The sequence below is a fragment of the Tessaracoccus rhinocerotis genome (genome assembly GCF_007197885.1).
Classification (GTDB): domain Bacteria; phylum Actinomycetota; class Actinomycetes; order Propionibacteriales; family Propionibacteriaceae; genus Arachnia; species Arachnia rhinocerotis.
Map to the genome: position 1 here is coordinate 1,055,545 of NZ_VKKG01000001.1, position 17,042 is coordinate 1,072,586.

The window sequence follows — 17,042 nt, forward strand, 5'->3', positions numbered from 1 at the left end:
ATTTGTGGCGCGTCCGAACTTTTTCTTCGGGATTCGTTGCGCCGTCGAACAAGTTGGGCTAGCGTGAGGCTCGGGCCGAAGCAAGGAAGCTTTCGTGGCTGTCCGTCTACAACGTTGCAAACGGTCGGCGGGCTCCCGTCTCGCATGGAATGACCCAGATGAAAGGGGAGGTGATTCACACTTCTTTTGTGAGTAGTTCTCAGAGATTCACGCAAACCCAACAAACCAGGAAGAGATTGACATGATTAGGAAAAGATTGGGGATTTTCTCCCTCATCGGTGCCCTGTTGGCCATCAACCTGTCTGTGGTTTCCGCTGCAGGAGAGGAGGGCACCACCCTCCCCTTTATTCTAAGGAACGAAAACTTCGCCTTTGAGGAGCGCGTAGCCGCGGTCATCATCGATGCGGGACAAGTCATTGAAGATCCGTCGCTGTCCCCCGAGGACTTCGACGTGCACGTGGTGTCCACCAGGATGGTCGATCCGGATGTCGTCGTCTACGACGGCCCGCGTGAGGTCACCGGCGTCTACACCAGCGAGGTCGAGGACTGGGGCTTCCCCGCTGATTCGGGGCAGTACATCGTGCTGGACTTCCAGCACGTCGGATGGGGCGACGGTGGCACCACCATCGACAGCGGCTTCTACCTCGAGGCCCAGTACACCGTGACGTACAAGGGCGATCCGATCGCCACCGTCGACGGCTCCACGATCACGCCCACCGGATTCGAGCAGACCGGTGTTGTGAGCCCGGTGCTGGACCAGTACGAGTACGCCACCAGCCCGGAGGGAATGGACTACGCCTACTTCCTCAACGACGAGATCGACGAGCCGCTGCCGCTGGTCGTCTACTTCCACGGTGGCGGACAGGGCGGCGACAACTACAACCCCGCCAGGTTCAGCAACGGTGGCACTGTCTGGGCCAACCCCGACAAGCAGGCCGAGTTCCCCACGCACGTCCTGGTGCCCCGTACCCCGGGTTTCCAGACCGACGTGGCCGCCGTCAAGAACGTCATCGACGGCTGGATCGCCGAGGGCAAGGTGGACCCGAACCGCATCTACATGACGGGCTACTCCATGGGGTCGTCCTCCACGTGGGCCTTCGTCTCCGCCTACCCCGAGTACGTCGCCGCCGCCATCTACGGCGCCGGCACCGGACCGAGCAATGCGGCACTGGTCGACGCGGTTGACCACATGCCCCTGTGGGAATGGGTGGACGCCGATGACTTCGCCTACAACGGCGTCATCAACCGGTACAACACCTGGGGCGAGTACCTGAACGACTACAAGCTGACGATCCTGCCCGAGGTCACCCTCCACGACTACCCATACAACGGTTGGACATTCGACGGTCACTCCTCGTGGCTGGTGGCGTACAACGAATACGTTGACGACGAGCGAGGAACGGTCTTCGACTGGTTCTTCAGCATCAGCAAGATCAGGGGAATCGAAGACGTGGCACTGGACACGGTTTCCGGCGTCGCTCCTGCACTTCCCGCGACCGTGACCGTGGATGTGAACCACAACGCCACTGGTGTTGTTTCCGAGGAGCGCTCTGTCGTCTGGGACGCCATCGATCCTGCCCTCTACGGCAACGACGGACCCGGCGTCTTCACGGTTGAGGGCACCATTGACGGCGTCGTCGAAAAGGCAGTCGCCACGGTGAGTGTCGAGTACAGGAACCGGATCGGTGACCTGAACGATCTCGTGTCCGATCTCGACCTCAACAAGGGCAATCAGAAGGCGCTGGAAGTCAAGCTGGCCAACGCCGAGCGATTCCTCGAGCGTGGGGACACGCACCAGGCCGGCAACATGCTGGGCGCGTTCATCAACCAGGTCGAGGCCTTCAGCGGCAAGAAGCTCTCTGAGGCGCAGGCCGCAGAGCTGATCTTCGCCGCGGAGGAGACGACGAGGAGCATCACTGGTTGAGTGCAGCGCTGTTGCCCGGCGGAGTCCTGATCACAGGACGATGCCGAGCAGCAGCAGCTGAGCGAAGCGGGTTGGCGGCGGTCATCACTGACCGTCGCCAACCCGTCTTCCATGCCGTACCGATTCCCGGTCACGGGCAACGAGCTTGGGAGATGGCCTCGCCTCAGTTGGAGGCCACCCGGTCCAGCGCCGCCTTCAGGGATGCACGCACTTTGTCCGCGAGCGGCTCCATCGCCGGATTGCCCGTCACGCCGACCATCATCTCCGGGTCGATGGCCTCGACGACGGTGACGCCGGCACTGTGGCGCACCACCACGTTGCAGGGCAGCAGCAGCCCGAGCGATGGCTCGGTCCGCAACCCCTCGTGGGCAAACCCGGGATTGCAGGCACCGAGGATGATCTGCTCGTCCACGTCGACGTCGAGCTTGTTCTTCAGCGTCTGCTTGATGTCGATCTCGGTGAGGATGCCGAAGCCGCTCTCGGCCAGGGACTCACGGACCTCCCCGACCACCTCGGCGAACGGCCGCTCCAGGTCGATTCGTAGTGCGTAGTTCATGTTTCCTCCTGTTTCGATCTTGCCTTCTCCGGAGGACCGGGACGGCCGAACCGGTGGATTGCTCAACAGGTCGCGTGGTCGGTGATCCGCTTGCCCGCCGCGAGGGCGTAGCAGGCCAGCAGCACCAGCACAGGGGCAAGGCCAGCCGCCGCCTGGGACAGCAGCACGGGCGCTCCCAGGGTTGCCACCACCGGCAGCACCGCACAGGCGCCGCCGGACAGGTGCGCGCGGGTCGCCACCCCGGCGGGCGGCACGTAGGTGGCGAGAGTGAGCGCACCCACCGTCGCCGCCACTGCCAGGAGGGCGAGTTCCAGCCCGCCCGCCGAACCACGCGCCGAGACCAGCAGCAGGAACAGCAAGCCAGCCGCGACGATGGCGGCGACGGTGTGGCGACGCGACCAGACCTGGCGCCAGAACCCCACCCCGCTTGCCGGGACGTCCACGTGGCCGAGTGCGGTCGCGCGGATGAGTGGTTCGGTGCGAGGAGCGTCGACTTGAGCCATGCACCGAGCGTGACACATACCCCCGGGGGTATCAAGCCTGCAGCCGCCAACTACGCCCGGTGGTGGGCCAGATCGGTCAGGTAGACCACTGAACTGCTGGCCACCCAATCGTTCCAGGTGTCGGCGATCTCCTTGCCGGGAAGTTCGGTGTTGTCACGCTCGAACTCCTCGGGGCTGGTGATCTCGACGATCTCGGCCAGGTCCCACTCGGAGGTCCCGCCGCCCATCAGCCCGGTGACCGCGAAGTCCTCGAACCCGATCACCGACGGCATCGCGAACATCCCCCTGCGGATCACGTCGAGGGACAGTTCGCGGTACTCCGCCACGCTCCGCCCACTCCTCAGCTTGAACAACGCCACGACCTTCATCCCAGCTCCTGCCTGAACGCACGTGCCGACTGGCACCCTTGCCTTGCAGCCACCCTAGTCAACCGGGACGCGCCGGGCTTGCCAAGGGTGACTGACCCGGCGTTCATCCCCCGTGGTCGGACATCCGCCGTCCGCCCGATGCTCGGGACCGAGATTGGGCATGCTAGCATCACTCTGAGTTTCTTCTGGGCCATGATCACCGAGATCACGTCCTGCCGCTGGGAGGGTTGGATGGAACGACTGAGGCCCGGACTTGTCCTCGCCGATCGTTACCGCCTGGTTGGCCACGTTGCCTCCGGCGGCATGGGTCAGGTGTGGGAGGTCGCCGACAGCATTCTCGAGCGACGCGTCGCAATGAAGATAATGCACCCGCACACCCGTGACGAGATCGCGCTCGCGGAGCGTTTCCGCGACGAGGCGCGCTTCGCCGCCCAGCTCGCGCACCCGAACATCGTGACGGTCCACGACTACATCGACCACGAGGGCCTGTCGTGCCTGGTGATGGAGTTCGTGGACGGCCCGACGCTTTCCGAGCTCATGGCGAGCGGCCCCCTCCCCTTGGAGGACGCCCGCATGATGCTCCTCCAGCTCGCCTCGGCGCTCGCGCAGGCCCACGCAGCGGGGATCATCCACCGCGACCTGAAGCCGGCGAACGTGCTGGTGTCCGAGGCTGGCGCCAAGCTGACCGACTTCGGCATCGCCCGCTCCATCGACGGCGGCTCCCACACCGTCCCCGGCCAGCTCCTCGGGACCGCGTACTACCTCAGCCCCGAGCAGGCCCTCGGCCAGCCCGTCGGACCCGCCACCGACATGTACGGCTGGGGGCTGCTGGCCCACGAGATGCTCACGGGCACCAAGGTCTTCGACAAGGGCAGCCCGATTGCGACCGCTCTGGCGCACGTCCAGGACGAGCCGCCCACACTGCCGCCGGGCATGCCGCCCGTGCTCGAATCACTGGTCTCGGCCGCGCTGGCGAAGGAACCTGAGGATCGCCCCACCTCGGCACTGGCCGCAGAGCTCCTGGAGGCATCGACCGGGGAGTTCCACGCCACGCCGAAGGACGCCCAGGACCCGTCGGTCCCGCGTCGCGCCGCTGTCGACGGCTGATCCTTCACCGACCACCTCACGGGTCTTCGCGCTCGGACACTGTTCGCTCCCTCCGCATTGTGTTCAAGGGCGATCGGTCCCGGACACGTTTGCAGCGAGCCATTGCATCAGCGGTCGGTAGGCACGCCAGTCCGCAGCCACGCGCTCCGCGGCACCGGGAGTGGGCAGCCATTCCGGCTCACCGTGCTGGCGCTCGGCGGTCAGGCTGCGGTGCCGCAGCAGGTCGAGGAAGGGGTGCTCCGCCGCGACGCCGCGGGGCTTGGTCCTCAGACGGTCGCCGCCGATGGCGTAGCCCGCCTCCCGGAGGTCCTGCAGGATGCGTTCGAGCTCCTCGCCGGCGTCGTGGTCCTCCTCCTCCAGCAGCGCGGCCCGGTAGGCGGCGATCATCTCCGGGGTGCCCCGCCACCAGCCGCCAGCGGTCATCAGCCCTTCGGCGCTGACCTGCACGTACCAGCCGATCCCCTCCGCCAGCGGGACGACGAACCCCTGGTGGGTCTTGTAGGGCGACTTGTCGGCGGAGAAGCGGACGTCGCGGTTGGGCCGGAACACCTTCGCGGATCCGAACTCCTCCTCCAGCACCGCGGCAAGGGCCTCCATCGGGGCGCGTACGTCGTCGGTGTAGCGGGCCCGCTGGGCCTGCCACCACTCGCGGGAGTTGTCGCGTTCGAGGTCCTCGTAGAAGTCGATGGCCGCGAGGGGGACCCCGTCGAATGCACTCATGGGTCCACGTTAGGCCGTGTCCCGGTGTGCCGGCTCGAAGAAGTAGTCGCCGTCGGCCCTCGCGATACCCATGCCGTCGAGCTGGAAGGTCTCGAAGACGTCGAGCTTCTGGTCCATCGTGATGCGGTGGTAGTAGAGGTAGAGGTGGCCGCCCTGGTGGGTGCCGTGGATTGCCCACAGCCGCTGCGTCGACTTGTGCTCCGGTGGCTCGAACCTGATTAGTTGCCGCGCCCTGTCCCCGCCGGGATCTGTGAGGTAAGTGAACTCCTTGAAGCCGTCTGAGATGTCCTGCCTCGGCACGATGGCGCCCGTGTTGGACAGGACCTCAGTGAGCGACATGTACCGGACGGTCTCGAACGGGCCCTCGAGAGTGTCTCCGAAGATCCAGAAGGTCTCGTCCCCGGGGAGCTCGACGGAGGTGACCGCGTCCTGCCCGGAGATGTCGACGTCGTTGTCCAGGAACTGCACGCCCAGGTCACGGACCCGGGCCACCAATGGACTGTCTGGGAGAGCCATGCCTCAACGTAACAGTCGGCGTTGACTGCGGCCGCGTTTCGATTCAGACAACTACTTCCTCCCTCTAGGTCTGGCGCCCCGAGTGCACTGGCTAAGGAGCCGGGCGCGAACCCGTCCTCAACGCCAACGTTTTCGGGGCTTCCCACAGTCGAGGCAGTCAGTCCCTCTCCTGTCGTCCGCCTTCCCTTTGAACACGGCGTGGTCGAACTCTGATCGCGCCACGCCACGACTGGAGGGTCACGACGACGCCCCCAGGATGACCACTAGGGTCGAGGCGAAGGAGAGCCAACCATGCACAGATCTGGTCGCCGAGCACCCGGGACTCCGCGCGCACACTTCGTCGAGGGTGAGGGCGCGTGAAAGTAGTCGTGGCGGCGATCGGCAGTCGCGGTGACGCGATGCCCTTCGCCAATCTGGCCGCGCGATTCGCCTCCAGGGGGCACGACGTGACGCTCGTCACGCACCAAGCCCTCAGCGGCCTCGCCCACCCCTCGCTGCGCGTGATTACGGTGGCGAGCGACCCGAATGCGCTCATTGCGGGCCCCGCCGCTCGGGCAGTTCGCCGCTGCAACCCGATGGAACTGAATCGGACGCGGGATCTCTTCGCGGAGTTCGTCCACTCGGCACAAGAGCCGACCCGTGAGGCGCTGTCCGACGCCGACGTGCTCGTCGCCTCGACGTTCGCGATCGCCTCGGTCGACGAGGCCCTTCAGCAGTCCGTTCCCGTGGTGCGGGCCCACATGTGGCCGGAGTATCCCGGTCGGAGCGGGCCGATGCCCCTGCTGCCGTACGCATGGCTCGTCCCAGGACCGGTGCGGCGCCTCGCGCGGCAGGCACTCCACCATGCCGAGCGCTACCTCGGAGGAGTGGACGGACGGTGGCGGCGCGGTCGGCTCCACCTTGTCTCCCGCCACCCGGTGGGGCTGCGAACGGCAACCTCCGGCTCGCTGTACGCGTTCAGCCCTCACGTCGTCCCGAGTCTTCCCCAGGACGGCCCCGTGACGGGATGGTGGACGGGTTCGGGCGCCACGTCGAGGCTGTCGGAGGCCGTGGCGGGTGCGCTGGACGGGGGCGGCGACTGGATCTATGCCGGTTTCGGCTCGATGGATCAGGGGGACCCGACCGCGTTCCTGGACCTGCTGGGGTCGGCGTGCGAGCGGGCTGGCGTCCGCGCCGTCGTTCAGGCGGGTGACGTGCGCGGCAGCCCTCATCCACGCCTGCTGTGCGTGGGCGAGGAGCCTCACGACGAACTGTTCCGCCGCGTGCGGGCCGTGGTCCACCACGGAGGTGCGGGCACGACTGGCGCCGTGGTGCGGGCCGGTGTCCCCTCGGTCGTGGTGCCGCACTTCGCGGACCAGTTCTACTGGGGCAGGCGCCTGCAAGCGCTCGGGGTCGCAGCCCGGCCGCTCCCTCGAGCGTTCGCATCGGCGCGGGTCCTCGCCCGGCGCATCGACGACGCCCTCGCCCCCGCCATGGCACGGCGCGCGACCGATCTCGCCGACCGGGTCCGAGGCGAGGATGGCTGCGGTCGCGCCGTTGACCAGGTGGAGGAGTGGCTGACCGACGGCAGGGGCAGGTGACGTCCGTGAGCCCGTTGCGGGTCGCAGCTGCTCCCATGGTCGCCGTCACGCTCGTTCTGCTCGCCGTCGGACCCCGCTACGGCCCGCACTGGGACGAGCTCTACTTCGGCATGCTGCCCTTGCAGTGGTGGTACGTGGACCAACCGCCGATGACCGTGTGGCTGTCGTGGATCGCTGCCCGGATCAGCGACGGGATCTGGGTGCAGCGGCTCCCCGCCGTCGCCGCCGCCGCTGCGGGCGCGGTCGTGGCGGGGATGTACCCGCGGGTCCTCGGCGCAGGCCCAGGCACCCAGAAACTGGCGGCATGGGCGCACGCGTTCACCGTCTATCCCCTGCTCATGGGGCACGTCTTCACGACAGCGGCGATCGATCTCCTCGCCTGGCAGGTCGTCATTCTCCTGGTCCTGCGGGCGACGGCGGGGCATCCCCGCAGTCTCGTCTGGGCGGGTGCCGTGGCCGGTGTGGCGTGCTGGAACAAGCTGCTCATCGTCGTTCTTCTGGCAGCGATCTTCGCCTCGCTCCTCCTCACTGACCGTTGGTTGTTGCGCACCCGGAACGCCGTGGCGGGCGCGTGCCTGTTCGGGGTGCTCGCTGCGCCGCAACTCGTCGCGCAACTGGCCCACGGACTGCCGATGGGGCAGGTCTCGGCGGGCCTGGTCGCGGAGCAGGGCACCCTCGTGCGGCTCGTCCTCCTACCGACGATCGCCCTCTTCGCGGGTCCTCCCCTCCTGCGCGTCTGGGTGGCCGGGCTGGTCGACCCCTGGCGCCTACCAGGGCGGGCTGGACGCTTCCTGCTGCCGGCCCTTCTGCTCCTAATTGTCTGGACGCTGGCCTTTCCGTCGCAGCCGCACTATCCCATGGGTGCGGTGCTGCCGGCTCTGGCGATGGGATGGACGAGCCCCCGCCTGAACGAGGATTGGAGTCCCACGAAGAGACGCGCAGTGGTAGCAGCGAACGCCGCGGTGGCGTGCTTGCTGTCCCTGCCGGTGCTCCCGGCCTCGGAACCCTGGCTGTCAACGCTGTCGAGGGTCAACCCGATGATCCGTGAGCAGGTCGGGTGGCCCGACTACGCCCAGCAGATCGGTGAGATCCGGCAGGACGGCGAGGACGTCATCATCGACACCTACGCCTTGGCCGGTGCGGTGCACCGCTACGGCTCCGCGTCGGAGCGGGCAGCTGTGTATTCCGGGCACAACGGCCTGTGGGACCTCGGCCCGCCACAATCGAAGCAGGTACTGCTCGTCGGCGAGCACGCCGTGGCCCAGCAGGACTCCTTTGCGTCGTGCGAGCCCGCGGGGGAGTTGCAGACCCGACCCGTCGTCCACCCTCAGTTGGTAGACGTGCCCATGCTGCACTGCTCCGGGCCCCTCGTCGACTGGCAGGCCCTGTGGCCCCAGTTCCGGCGGCTGAGTGGCTGATTCACCCGACCCTGCCGCCCGCACCCGGCCGGAAGGCGAGGATTCGCGCAGCTTCGAAAAGGAGCGCGAGGAGGAGGCACCCGACGATGATCAGTTCGCCCGCGCCCTGCGGCAACAGGTTGTGAGTGAGGCGATTCTCGGCGCAGAAGACGAGAGCCGTTCCGCCGAGCAACCCGCGCAGCACACGATGGGGATGCAGCCAGGCCGTCTCCGGTCTGATCCCCGAGATCAGGAGCCCCAGCCCCGGCACGACGAGTGCCAGCACGACTCCTGCCAGGTGGAGGGCTCCGGCGTCACCGGCGGGGAACACCCCGGCCACGACCAGCCCGACCCCCATCACGGCCAGGCTCCCGGCCAGGAGGCGCCCCCAGAGGCGGCGTACGCCGACCCCCGCCGCAGTGAGAAGCAAGCCCGTGATGATCAGCCCGGTGTTGAACAGGGCGAACCCCGGCGAACAGATCCACCGGCCGCCGCGGGTGCGGCATGAACTGTCGCCCAGGTCGCTGATCATGTTGACCTGCCACGCGTAGGTCGTGCCCGTGACGCTGAGAGAGACCGCGGCCGTCACCGCGAAAGCGAGGACCGCCGCAATGACCCCGAAGGCGCCGAGCCGACCACGCCGGTCGACAACGTCGGCGATGCTCCCCCCGTCCGACGGCATGGCTCGGGGGGCCTGAGATCTTGTCCTGCCCCTCAGCGCCCGCATGCCGACGATCATAGGCGGGGCATCTACCCTCCCGGCACTGAGGCGGCTCGGCGCTCGCCATCGGGCCGATGCCGCTCGGGCTGCACAAGCCTGTGGTCGCTCCCCTCCCCTAGGCCACCCGATACGCTGGCCGCACCACTCATTGATCGCCCAACCGCGCCAACGGAGACTGCCCATGTCAAAGCCCTTCCAGCACCCTTCACTCCCCTTCCCGCTGACGCCGTCACAGGGTTCGGAGTGGAACCTTGAATCGGACAGGTTGTCCGCCACGGCAGCACCGAGGAGTGACCTGTTCGTGGATCCAGGCACCGTCGGATCCGTGAACGCGGTCACCATGATGAACGCCCACCGCGCGCTCGGACCGGCACCCGAGGGCGACTTCCAGTTCAGCGCCCGCGTGGAGGCCGACCTCACCTCCCAGTTCGACGCCGGCGTCCTCCTGCTGTGGCTCGATGACGACCACTGGGCGAAGCTCTGCTACGAGTACTCCCCCGACGCCGAGCGAATGGTGGTCTCGGTGGTGAACCGTGAGGGCAGCGACGACGCCAACGCGTTCACCGTCGATGGAACCGACGTGTGGCTGCGGATCGCACGCGTGGGCAAGGCTTTCGCCTTCCACGCCTCCCGCGACGGGCAGCGCTGGGAGTTCGTTCGCGAGTTCGGCCTGGACGCCTCCGAGGACGCCCAGATCGGTTTCAGCGCCCAGTCGCCCACCGGCGAGGGCTGTGACGTCGCCTTCGACAACGTCAGCTTCAACCGCGAGACACTGGCGAACCTGCGCGACGGTTCCTGAAGCCCGGGCACACGGCGTCAGTCGGGATTGCCGAGGGGGTCAGGAGTTCCCGGCAGTCGTGTCCGGGTCGGGTCCGTCCACAGCAGTGTCCTGGGTTGGCTTGCGCCTGAACAGCCTCCCGGCGCGGCCGACGGCTCCGGTTGCGGCACCCTTGATTGCATCTCCCGCCCGCGTTGCCGCGGCGGCAGCCCGGGACTTGTCGGGGACACCGTCGCCGTCGATGTCCACGGCGCGAAACGGACGCGTTGCCCGGTCGAGGGTGTCAGACCCGAAGCGTCCTGCGGCGCTGACGCCATCGACGGCAGAACCGACGACCCTGTCACGGAGCTCGGCTGCCGCCTGCCGCCAACGCCTCCCTTCGCCCGTCCCATTCCCCGAGCCGATCCCGAGCCGGTCGCGGAATTCCAGGACGCCGGCGGTGACCTGATTGCTGGACTTCACCGCGGAGGGCGAGTCGAACGGGTTGAACAGCACCTTGGAGTTCGCCTTGTCGACGGTGGCCGCCATCTGCTCCAGCATCCGCTCGGTACTCCGGCCAATGAGGTGCACCCGGTGCTCCCGCGCGGCGATCAGCCCCAGGCGATGGTTGTCGAGTTCCTCGGGCGATGCGTCGAGCACGCGGTCCAGCTCGAGGACCCAGATGCCATCCTGGAGCTGGAAGGTGCGTGCAAGAACGGCGAGCCACTCCCGCACCTGCGGCTCCGCCCGTCTGGTCGCCCTGGCGATCTCGCCGACGTCTGCCTTCTTCTCAAGCTTCTCGGCGATGGCGTCGAGTTGGCGAAGTGCGTAGGCCTGGGTGCGCGCGAGGGCCGAGCCCATCTGGACCTTCGACCAGATGACTTCGGAGACGCGGCCCACCCGTTCCCGGACGGCCAACGCCTCCTCGATGACCAGGTCGACGCCGATCATGTCGGCGAGCACGGCATCCTTCTGTCCCCGCAGGACGTCGTCGACCTTCTCGCCGATCTCCTTGAGGTACTCGACGATCTCGTCCATCTGCTGCTGCATCGCCCGCTGCTGCATCATCGTCGCCAACGCGGTCAGTGCGAGCGGTCCACCCAGCAGCGTGGATGGTGCCTGGGCAATCTGGAGCCACTGTTTGATGTCACCGGCTTCGCCGATCATTGCGTGACTGACGCCCGGAGTCCTCGTAGGCATCAGCCCGAACTCCTTGACGGCCTCGGCGGACTCCGCTGTCAGCTTGACCCAACGCCCCGAGTTCGCTGCCACATCCGCACCGACTTGCGCCGCGCTACCGGCACTTGCCGACACCGCCCGTAGCCGCTGGATATCGAGCTGCTCTGCGGCAGCCCGATCGAGACCTGTAGAGAGGAAGAACCTCTCGACGTCGGATGCAGTCCCAAGGATGGCGACACCGTTGCCGTCGCTCACCAGCTCGACCTGACCGCCCATCGTCCCCTCCTGCCACGCCCACCCACTACGTCGTGGAGCATTCTCGATTCAAACGTACCGGACGGACTAGCTCGTCCTCTGCGCCCCAGCGTGTCCAGTCTTCGCGAGATCGCTGAGGTAAACCACGGAACTGCTGTCCACCCACTCGTTCAGGCGTCGGCAATCTCCCTACCCGGCAGTTCGGCGTTGTCGCGCTCGAACTCTTCGACGCTGGTGACCTCCACCATCTCGGCCAGGTCCCACTCGGACGCCTTCAGCTTGAACAACGCCACGACCTTCATCCCAGCTCCTGTCCCGCCCGTGCAACGTCGCACGGGAGCATGACGACCACACTAGCCACCGGCCCTGAGCCCGAAGTACAGTGAGGACTGTCTCTCAGATCGGAGCAGGCGATGATTCCAACGATGATCCTCTTCGGCCTCGTTATGGGCCGCTGGTGGCGTGCCGCGTTGGTGAGCGCAGCCATCGTCTGGCCGATGTTGCTGATCGTGACCGGCGTGCCTGAGCCCGGTTCGTGGCTGTCGACATTGCTGCTGGGCGGGTTGCTCGCCGTGGCGAATGCGGCGGTCGGTGTCGCCGTGCATCAAGCACTGCTGGGTCTGGTGCGCTTGATTCGGCAGGTGGACCTTGAGCGACGCCGTAAGGTTCATCCCTAGACAGCATGTCAGTCCCAGCCCGTTGAGGGGAAGCGCAGCTTCCGGGGCCTCGCGAAGGTCGCGGTAGGGGCGGAACAGCGCCCGAACTGTGGAAGGGTGCTCCCACACCTCGCGGAACTCCCAGTGCTTTAGGCGCGACAGTCGTTCGCGATGTGCTCAGCGGCCGCGGGCGTCGGCAACCATTCGGGTTCGCCGTGCTGGACCCTGTCCCTGACACTCATGGGCAAAGGTTGCATGTAACACAGGGAGGCAAGGTCAAACGGTCTCCGAACCCACCTGCCATCACTTTTCTCCCGAATCGCTAGACCGCCGGCACGTATCGGCACGGCTGTAGTCTCGGGATGCACGTCCGCCAGCGAGTGGGGAGCTCACGATGAGCGCAGTGGTGATGACCGGAGGCACGTCAGGATTCGGGGTGCACACCGTCAGTCGGCTGCGCAGCGCGGACGGACCGATCATCCTCGGGACGCGCACCCCCACCGACGATGAGCACCTGGCCCTGGACCTGACCTCTCTGGCCTCGGTCCGCCGGTTCGCAGATCAGGTCCTGAACCGCCTCGGGCCGCAGCCGATCGGAGCGCTCGTGCTCAACGCGGGCATCGTGCGGCCGGACGCCACCGCCCGCAGCGCCGACGGGTTCGAGATGGCATTCGCCGTCAACCATCTGGCGCACTATCTGCTGCTACGGCTGTTGCTGGAACAGATGGCCGAGGGCGGCAGCATCGTGCTGACCACCAGCGGCACCCACGACCCGGCGCGCAACGCAGGGCTGGCCCCGCCGCGCCACGCCCAGGCCCGACTGCTCGCCGACCCGGACCTGGATCCCGGCGCCCAGACCGCGACGGCTCGGGGCGGGCAGGAGGCCTACACCGCCTCCAAGCTCGGCACGGTCATGACTGTCCGTGCGCTCGCCGGCCACCCGGCCGTGGTCGACCGCCAGGTCACGGTCCTCGCCTTCTGCCCGGGCTAGGTCTTCGGCACCGGCCTCGCCGCGGACCTTCCCCTGCCGCGCCGCATCGTCTGGAAGGTGATGGGCACCCCGCTGTCAGCGCTCCTGCGCCCAGTCGTGCCGACGCTCAACACCCAGCACAGAGCCGGGGTGGCGCTGGCCAGCCTCGCGCTGGGACAGGTCGCTGCGCCCGCCGGACGCAGCTACGTCGCGCTGCGGCGGGGGAAGCTGTCTTGGCCGGAGCCTTCAGAGCTCGCCCGCAACGGTCGCGCCGTCGAGGGCCTGTGGGCCGACAGCGCGGCGCTGGTGGGACTTCCCGCCTGAGCGGTCACTGCGACACCCCCGAAGGACGTGCGGCCTGCGGCACCCAGCACCCCGTGGCCGCACCGCACCGCATCGCGTCGACGAGTTGCCGTTCCCTCACAGGCACGGCGCGGCTGAGGAGATGTTCGGTCTTCACCCCCCGGAGACGTTTCGGCCCCGATCGACTCCCGGTTGGGAGACGGTCACTATTCTGCGTGCATGGCTAAAGCCTCCAGCTCAATTGAAAAGATTGTGACCGGGGCGCGGACGTCGTCGGTGTAGCGCGCCCACTGGGCCTGCCACCACTCGCGGGAGTTGTCGCGCTCGAGGTCCTCGTAGAAGTCGATAGCTGCAAGGGGCACCCCGTCGATGCACTCGTGCGTCCACGTTAGGCCGGGTCAAGCGCGAACGCCCCGACCAGCCGGGCCACGGCCTCCCGGACGCCCTCGATACGGATGCCGGCCACCTTCCCCAGCGGCACTCCCCCGATGATGCACGCTTTCCAGTCCCGGGTGGTGGCCCAAACCGTGGCATCGGTGACGCCCGCTTCCGCGACCCTCTCGACGCTGCTGCCGGCCTCGGACATCACCGCCAGGTAGCCGACGGGCTCGGCCTCGTCGCGGCGGGAGTCGGTGAGGGTGAGCGAAACCCGTCGCGCGCGCCGGTAGCCCGGGACGGGCCGGGCGTGGGCGCGCATTGCCAGCACCACGGTGTCGGGGCTCATGTCGGCCTCCACCGGCAGCCCGGGTGAGGCCACGGCCCACATGGACAGCGCGGTGTTGACGGCTTCGAGCCGGCGCCCCCAGTCGGTCAGCTCGTAGACTTCGGGCCGACCGGGACCGGTGAGTCGGCGGCGTTGCAGGACGCCGTGCGCCTCGAGCTCCTGGAGCCGCTGGGTGAGGACCGCGGGGCCGATGCCCAGGACGTCGCGCTGGATGTCGGAGAAGCGCTTGGCTCCCAGGAGCAGCTCGCGCACGACGATCATCGTCCAGCGCTCCCCCACGATGTCCAGCGCGTGGGCCGCCGCGCAGCCGTCGTTGTAGGAGCCGTAAGTTCGTCGCCCAGCCATTGACACAGCCTATCATTCCAGTAGTGTCTACTACTGTATTAGTAGCGACTCGGAGGTGCCGGATGCGGAAGTCCATGACAGTGTGGCCAGTGGTGCACGAGGAGCGGCGGCGGCTCGTCGCCGACCTGGCCGAGTTGACCGACGCCCAGTGGGCGACGCCCTCGCTGTGTCCGGGCTGGGACGTGCACGACGTCGTCGCGCACCTGATGGACACCGCCAGGACCGGGCGGCTCGGGTTCGTCCGGGCGCTGGTGGAGGCCCGGATGGACTTCGACAGGGCCAACGAGAACGGGATCGCCCGCGAGAAGCGGCCGGATCCGCGCGAGACGCTCGGCGCGCTCAGGGACGCGGCCGAGCTGACGCTCACCCCGCCCGCCAATCTGGCGACGCGGCTGGTGGAGGCGATCGTGCACGGCGAGGACATCCGGCGCCCCCTTGGGTTGGCCGGCCAATACCCGGATGCAGCCGTCCGGGACGCGCTGGCCTACCAGCTGCGCACCACCGTCTCCTTCGGTGGAGGCAGGGAGCGCGCGGCCGGGCTGCGCCTCGTGGACCGGCGCAGCGGCAACGCCTGGGGTGACGGCGCGGTCGTCGAGGGAGAGGCCATCGACCTGCTGCTGGCGGTCTCGGGCAGGCCCGTCGATCCGGGCCGGTTCAGCGGCGACGGCGCGGCGCGGTTCGCGGGCACCCTCGTGAGCGAGCAGCTGTGAGCGGCAGCGGGGCGGGCGCCGTCAAGCGCGCGGAGGATCTGATGGCCCTCATCCATGCCGAGCGGGCGGCGGTGGCGGAGGACCTCGAGCACCTCACCGAGGAGCAGTGGCGGCACGCGACGCTGTGCGGCCTCTGGGATGTGGAGCAGGTGGTTGCCCACCTGGTGGCGGGCGCGAGCCTGAACCATTGGCAGTGGCTGCGCAGCATCATCGGGGCCCGCTTCCGCCCGGACGTGCACAACCAGCGCAGGCTCGAGGAGCAGCTCGGCGCGAGCCCCGCCGAGACCCTCGAACGGTTCCGGGCCGTGATCCACAGCAGGACGTTGCCGTCGAACCATGCGGCGGCCTACCTCGGCGAGGTGGTGGTGCACGCCCAGGACATCCGACGGCCGCTCGGACTGGAGCGCGTCCCGGCGATCGAGGCGCTGACCCCCGTGGCGGAGTTCTTCGCCCGGCGGGACTTCACCGTCAACAGCCGCCGGTTGGCCTCCGGGCTGGACCTGCGGGCCGACGACGGATCGTTCCGCGCGGGCGCCGGCGAGGCGGTGACGGGCTCGACCCTGGCGCTTGTGATGAGCCTCGCCGGCCGTGCGACCTACTTCGACGAGTTGGACGGGCCCGGCGTCGCGATCCTGCGCGAACGACACCGGGCCGCCTCCGCCTAGCGCTCTTGATGGCCAGCCGTGCGGTCCCCTCGGCGCGAGCGGCTCTTCTCATCCCGGCCGTCACCAGGCGTGTGCCAGCACCTCCTCGAGGAGGTCGTCGCCGTCGACGTCGAGGCCCGCGGCGCTGAACCAGGCAGCCATGTTGAGGCAGTCCCGGTGCAGCAGGTCGAAGGCGTTCGGGTTGGACGCCAGGTCCATCAATTGCGGCACGTCGATGATCACGAGCCGGGGCTCATCCCCTTGGAGTCCTGCGACCAGCGTGTTGTACGGACTGAGGTCACCGTGGACGAGGCCCAGACGGGCCATCGTCTGCATCGCCGCGAGCAACTGGGCGAACAAGGCCGCCAGCTGCGGTGCGGAGGGCCGGGTCTGGTGGAGCCGCGGGGCCGCGGCCACACCGTCGTCGGAGATGAACTCCATGAGGATCTCAGTCCCGTCGATCTGCACGGGGTACGGCACGGGGACCCCGGCCGTGTAGAGGGTCTTGAGCGCGTTCCACTCCGCCCGCGCCCACAGACCAGACTCGACGGCGCGGCCATGGGTTGACCTGCGCGCCATCGCACGGACGTCGCGGCTGTTGCGGACGCGTCGGCCCTCCGTGTAGGCGGTGTCGCGGTGGAAGAGGCGACGCTCGGTGGAGCGGTAGCGCTTGGCGGCCATGACGCAGGATCGCGTCGGGTCGTCGGGCACCGCGCGCTCCAGCAGGGAGACGTCGGCCTCCTTTCCGGACTTGAGGACGCCGAGGTCGGTGTCGATGGCCGCCGCGGCGGTCACCACCCAGTCCGGCCAGGGTTCCGGTCCGCGGCAGAGCCGCTCGACCGAGTCCCAGGTGGACCAGCGCTGGTCGTCGTCAAGGTCGTCAACGTATGCGGTGAATGGGACGTCGCTCCAACTGAACGACGAAAGAAGGTTCGGCAAGGGTGTTCTCCTGAGGAGGAGGCACCCGACGACGAGTGTCAGACGGCGGGAGCCTCAAGTGAGTGGGGGTGTGAGTTCAGGCACACGGCAATGGGTGACATCTCAAACTCCCTTCACTAGTTCTCCGAGGCGCAGTTCGCGCTGGTTCAGGCTAACAAATCCAGTCGT

Annotated in this window: 21 protein-coding genes; 10 read left to right on the plus strand and 11 right to left on the minus strand. The window is 68.0% G+C overall.

All coding sequences use genetic code 11. The features are described 5' to 3' along the window. Positions 1 to 256 precede the first annotated feature (256 nt). Positions 257 to 1,924 carry an FIMAH domain-containing protein gene (locus FOJ82_RS05045; RefSeq protein ID WP_185975624.1) on the plus strand — a complete coding sequence of 556 codons (1,668 nt, stop codon included), beginning with the start codon at positions 257 to 259 and terminating at the stop codon, positions 1,922 to 1,924. A gap of 163 nt (positions 1,925 to 2,087) precedes the next feature. On the opposite strand, the gene FOJ82_RS05050 is transcribed toward FOJ82_RS05045, so the two are convergent. The 3 genes from FOJ82_RS05050 to FOJ82_RS05060 form a co-directional block, all read right to left on the minus strand. Then, a complete protein-coding gene (locus tag FOJ82_RS05050; protein WP_143937314.1) occupies positions 2,088 to 2,480 on the minus strand; it encodes a DUF302 domain-containing protein in 393 nt (130 codons plus the stop codon). 62 nt (positions 2,481 to 2,542) lie between these two features. Next, positions 2,543 to 2,983: a hypothetical protein gene (locus tag FOJ82_RS05055; protein WP_143937315.1), complete on the minus strand. Its 441-nt coding sequence runs from the start codon at positions 2,981 to 2,983 to the stop codon at positions 2,543 to 2,545. Positions 2,984 to 3,033: 50 nt separating this feature from the next. Further along, on the minus strand, positions 3,034 to 3,351 hold the full coding sequence (locus FOJ82_RS05060; RefSeq protein WP_143937316.1) for a hypothetical protein: 318 nt from the start codon (positions 3,349 to 3,351) through the stop codon (positions 3,034 to 3,036). A 192-nt stretch (positions 3,352 to 3,543) separates the two neighbouring features. On the opposite strand from FOJ82_RS05060, the gene FOJ82_RS05065 reads away from it, so the two are divergent. Then, positions 3,544 to 4,458: a serine/threonine-protein kinase gene (locus tag FOJ82_RS05065; RefSeq protein ID WP_185975625.1), complete on the plus strand. Its 915-nt coding sequence runs from the start codon at positions 3,544 to 3,546 to the stop codon at positions 4,456 to 4,458. A gap of 63 nt (positions 4,459 to 4,521) precedes the next feature. On the opposite strand, the gene FOJ82_RS05070 is transcribed toward FOJ82_RS05065, so the two are convergent. Further along, positions 4,522 to 5,178 carry a DUF2461 domain-containing protein gene (locus FOJ82_RS05070; protein ID WP_143937318.1) on the minus strand — a complete coding sequence of 219 codons (657 nt, stop codon included), beginning with the start codon at positions 5,176 to 5,178 and terminating at the stop codon, positions 4,522 to 4,524. 9 nt (positions 5,179 to 5,187) lie between these two features. After that, entirely contained in the window at positions 5,188 to 5,694 is a 507-nt protein-coding gene (locus tag FOJ82_RS05075; protein ID WP_143937319.1) for a DUF4185 domain-containing protein, read from the minus strand. A gap of 356 nt (positions 5,695 to 6,050) precedes the next feature. On the opposite strand from FOJ82_RS05075, the gene FOJ82_RS05080 reads away from it, so the two are divergent. Both FOJ82_RS05080 and FOJ82_RS05085 read left to right on the plus strand, forming a co-directional pair. Then, positions 6,051 to 7,274, plus strand: coding sequence for a glycosyltransferase (locus FOJ82_RS05080; protein ID WP_143937320.1), 1,224 nt, complete (start codon positions 6,051 to 6,053; stop codon positions 7,272 to 7,274). Between the two features lie 5 nt (positions 7,275 to 7,279). Beyond that, positions 7,280 to 8,692, plus strand: coding sequence for an ArnT family glycosyltransferase (locus tag FOJ82_RS05085; RefSeq protein ID WP_143937321.1), 1,413 nt, complete (start codon positions 7,280 to 7,282; stop codon positions 8,690 to 8,692). Position 8,693: 1 nt separating this feature from the next. On the opposite strand, the gene FOJ82_RS05090 is transcribed toward FOJ82_RS05085, so the two are convergent. Then, on the minus strand, positions 8,694 to 9,410 hold the full coding sequence (locus tag FOJ82_RS05090) for a DUF998 domain-containing protein (RefSeq protein WP_185975626.1): 717 nt from the start codon (positions 9,408 to 9,410) through the stop codon (positions 8,694 to 8,696). A 163-nt stretch (positions 9,411 to 9,573) separates the two neighbouring features. On the opposite strand from FOJ82_RS05090, the gene FOJ82_RS05095 reads away from it, so the two are divergent. After that, the gene (locus FOJ82_RS05095; protein ID WP_143937323.1) at positions 9,574 to 10,191 is read left to right on the plus strand and encodes a DUF1349 domain-containing protein; all 618 of its coding nucleotides are present in this window, start codon (positions 9,574 to 9,576) and stop codon (positions 10,189 to 10,191) included. A 39-nt stretch (positions 10,192 to 10,230) separates the two neighbouring features. On the opposite strand, the gene FOJ82_RS05100 is transcribed toward FOJ82_RS05095, so the two are convergent. Together FOJ82_RS05100 and FOJ82_RS16850 are read right to left on the minus strand one after the other, a co-directional pair. After that, on the minus strand, positions 10,231 to 11,316 hold the full coding sequence (locus tag FOJ82_RS05100; protein ID WP_143937324.1) for a hypothetical protein: 1,086 nt from the start codon (positions 11,314 to 11,316) through the stop codon (positions 10,231 to 10,233). A 437-nt stretch (positions 11,317 to 11,753) separates the two neighbouring features. Further along, positions 11,754 to 11,885, minus strand: a complete 132-nt coding sequence (locus FOJ82_RS16850; RefSeq protein WP_281279924.1) for a hypothetical protein — start codon at positions 11,883 to 11,885, stop codon at positions 11,754 to 11,756. A 123-nt stretch (positions 11,886 to 12,008) separates the two neighbouring features. On the opposite strand from FOJ82_RS16850, the gene FOJ82_RS05105 reads away from it, so the two are divergent. From FOJ82_RS05105 to FOJ82_RS05115, 3 genes are all read left to right on the plus strand, one after another. After that, entirely contained in the window at positions 12,009 to 12,260 is a 252-nt protein-coding gene (locus tag FOJ82_RS05105) for a hypothetical protein (protein WP_221933017.1), read from the plus strand. Positions 12,261 to 12,633: 373 nt separating this feature from the next. Then, complete coding sequence (locus tag FOJ82_RS05110) at positions 12,634 to 13,230, plus strand: SDR family NAD(P)-dependent oxidoreductase (protein ID WP_143937326.1); 597 nt, start codon at positions 12,634 to 12,636, stop codon at positions 13,228 to 13,230. A 57-nt stretch (positions 13,231 to 13,287) separates the two neighbouring features. Next, positions 13,288 to 13,533, plus strand: coding sequence for a hypothetical protein (locus tag FOJ82_RS05115; protein ID WP_143937327.1), 246 nt, complete (start codon positions 13,288 to 13,290; stop codon positions 13,531 to 13,533). A gap of 185 nt (positions 13,534 to 13,718) precedes the next feature. Here FOJ82_RS05115 and FOJ82_RS05120 read toward each other — a convergent pair whose 3' ends face one another. Both FOJ82_RS05120 and FOJ82_RS05125 read right to left on the minus strand, forming a co-directional pair. Continuing rightward, positions 13,719 to 13,874: a DUF2461 family protein gene (locus FOJ82_RS05120; protein ID WP_221933018.1), complete on the minus strand. Its 156-nt coding sequence runs from the start codon at positions 13,872 to 13,874 to the stop codon at positions 13,719 to 13,721. A 26-nt stretch (positions 13,875 to 13,900) separates the two neighbouring features. Further along, positions 13,901 to 14,581: a winged helix-turn-helix transcriptional regulator gene (locus tag FOJ82_RS05125; protein ID WP_143937329.1), complete on the minus strand. Its 681-nt coding sequence runs from the start codon at positions 14,579 to 14,581 to the stop codon at positions 13,901 to 13,903. A gap of 74 nt (positions 14,582 to 14,655) precedes the next feature. Between FOJ82_RS05125 and FOJ82_RS05130 the strand changes: the two genes are divergently transcribed. Further along, positions 14,656 to 15,291: a maleylpyruvate isomerase family mycothiol-dependent enzyme gene (locus FOJ82_RS05130; protein WP_221933019.1), complete on the plus strand. Its 636-nt coding sequence runs from the start codon at positions 14,656 to 14,658 to the stop codon at positions 15,289 to 15,291. Between the two features lie 41 nt (positions 15,292 to 15,332). Continuing rightward, complete coding sequence (locus FOJ82_RS05135; protein WP_143937331.1) at positions 15,333 to 15,956, plus strand: maleylpyruvate isomerase family mycothiol-dependent enzyme; 624 nt, start codon at positions 15,333 to 15,335, stop codon at positions 15,954 to 15,956. Positions 15,957 to 16,016: 60 nt separating this feature from the next. On the opposite strand, the gene FOJ82_RS05140 is transcribed toward FOJ82_RS05135, so the two are convergent. Continuing rightward, complete coding sequence (locus tag FOJ82_RS05140) at positions 16,017 to 16,874, minus strand: serine protein kinase RIO (RefSeq protein WP_143937332.1); 858 nt, start codon at positions 16,872 to 16,874, stop codon at positions 16,017 to 16,019. Positions 16,875 to 17,042 lie beyond the last annotated feature (168 nt).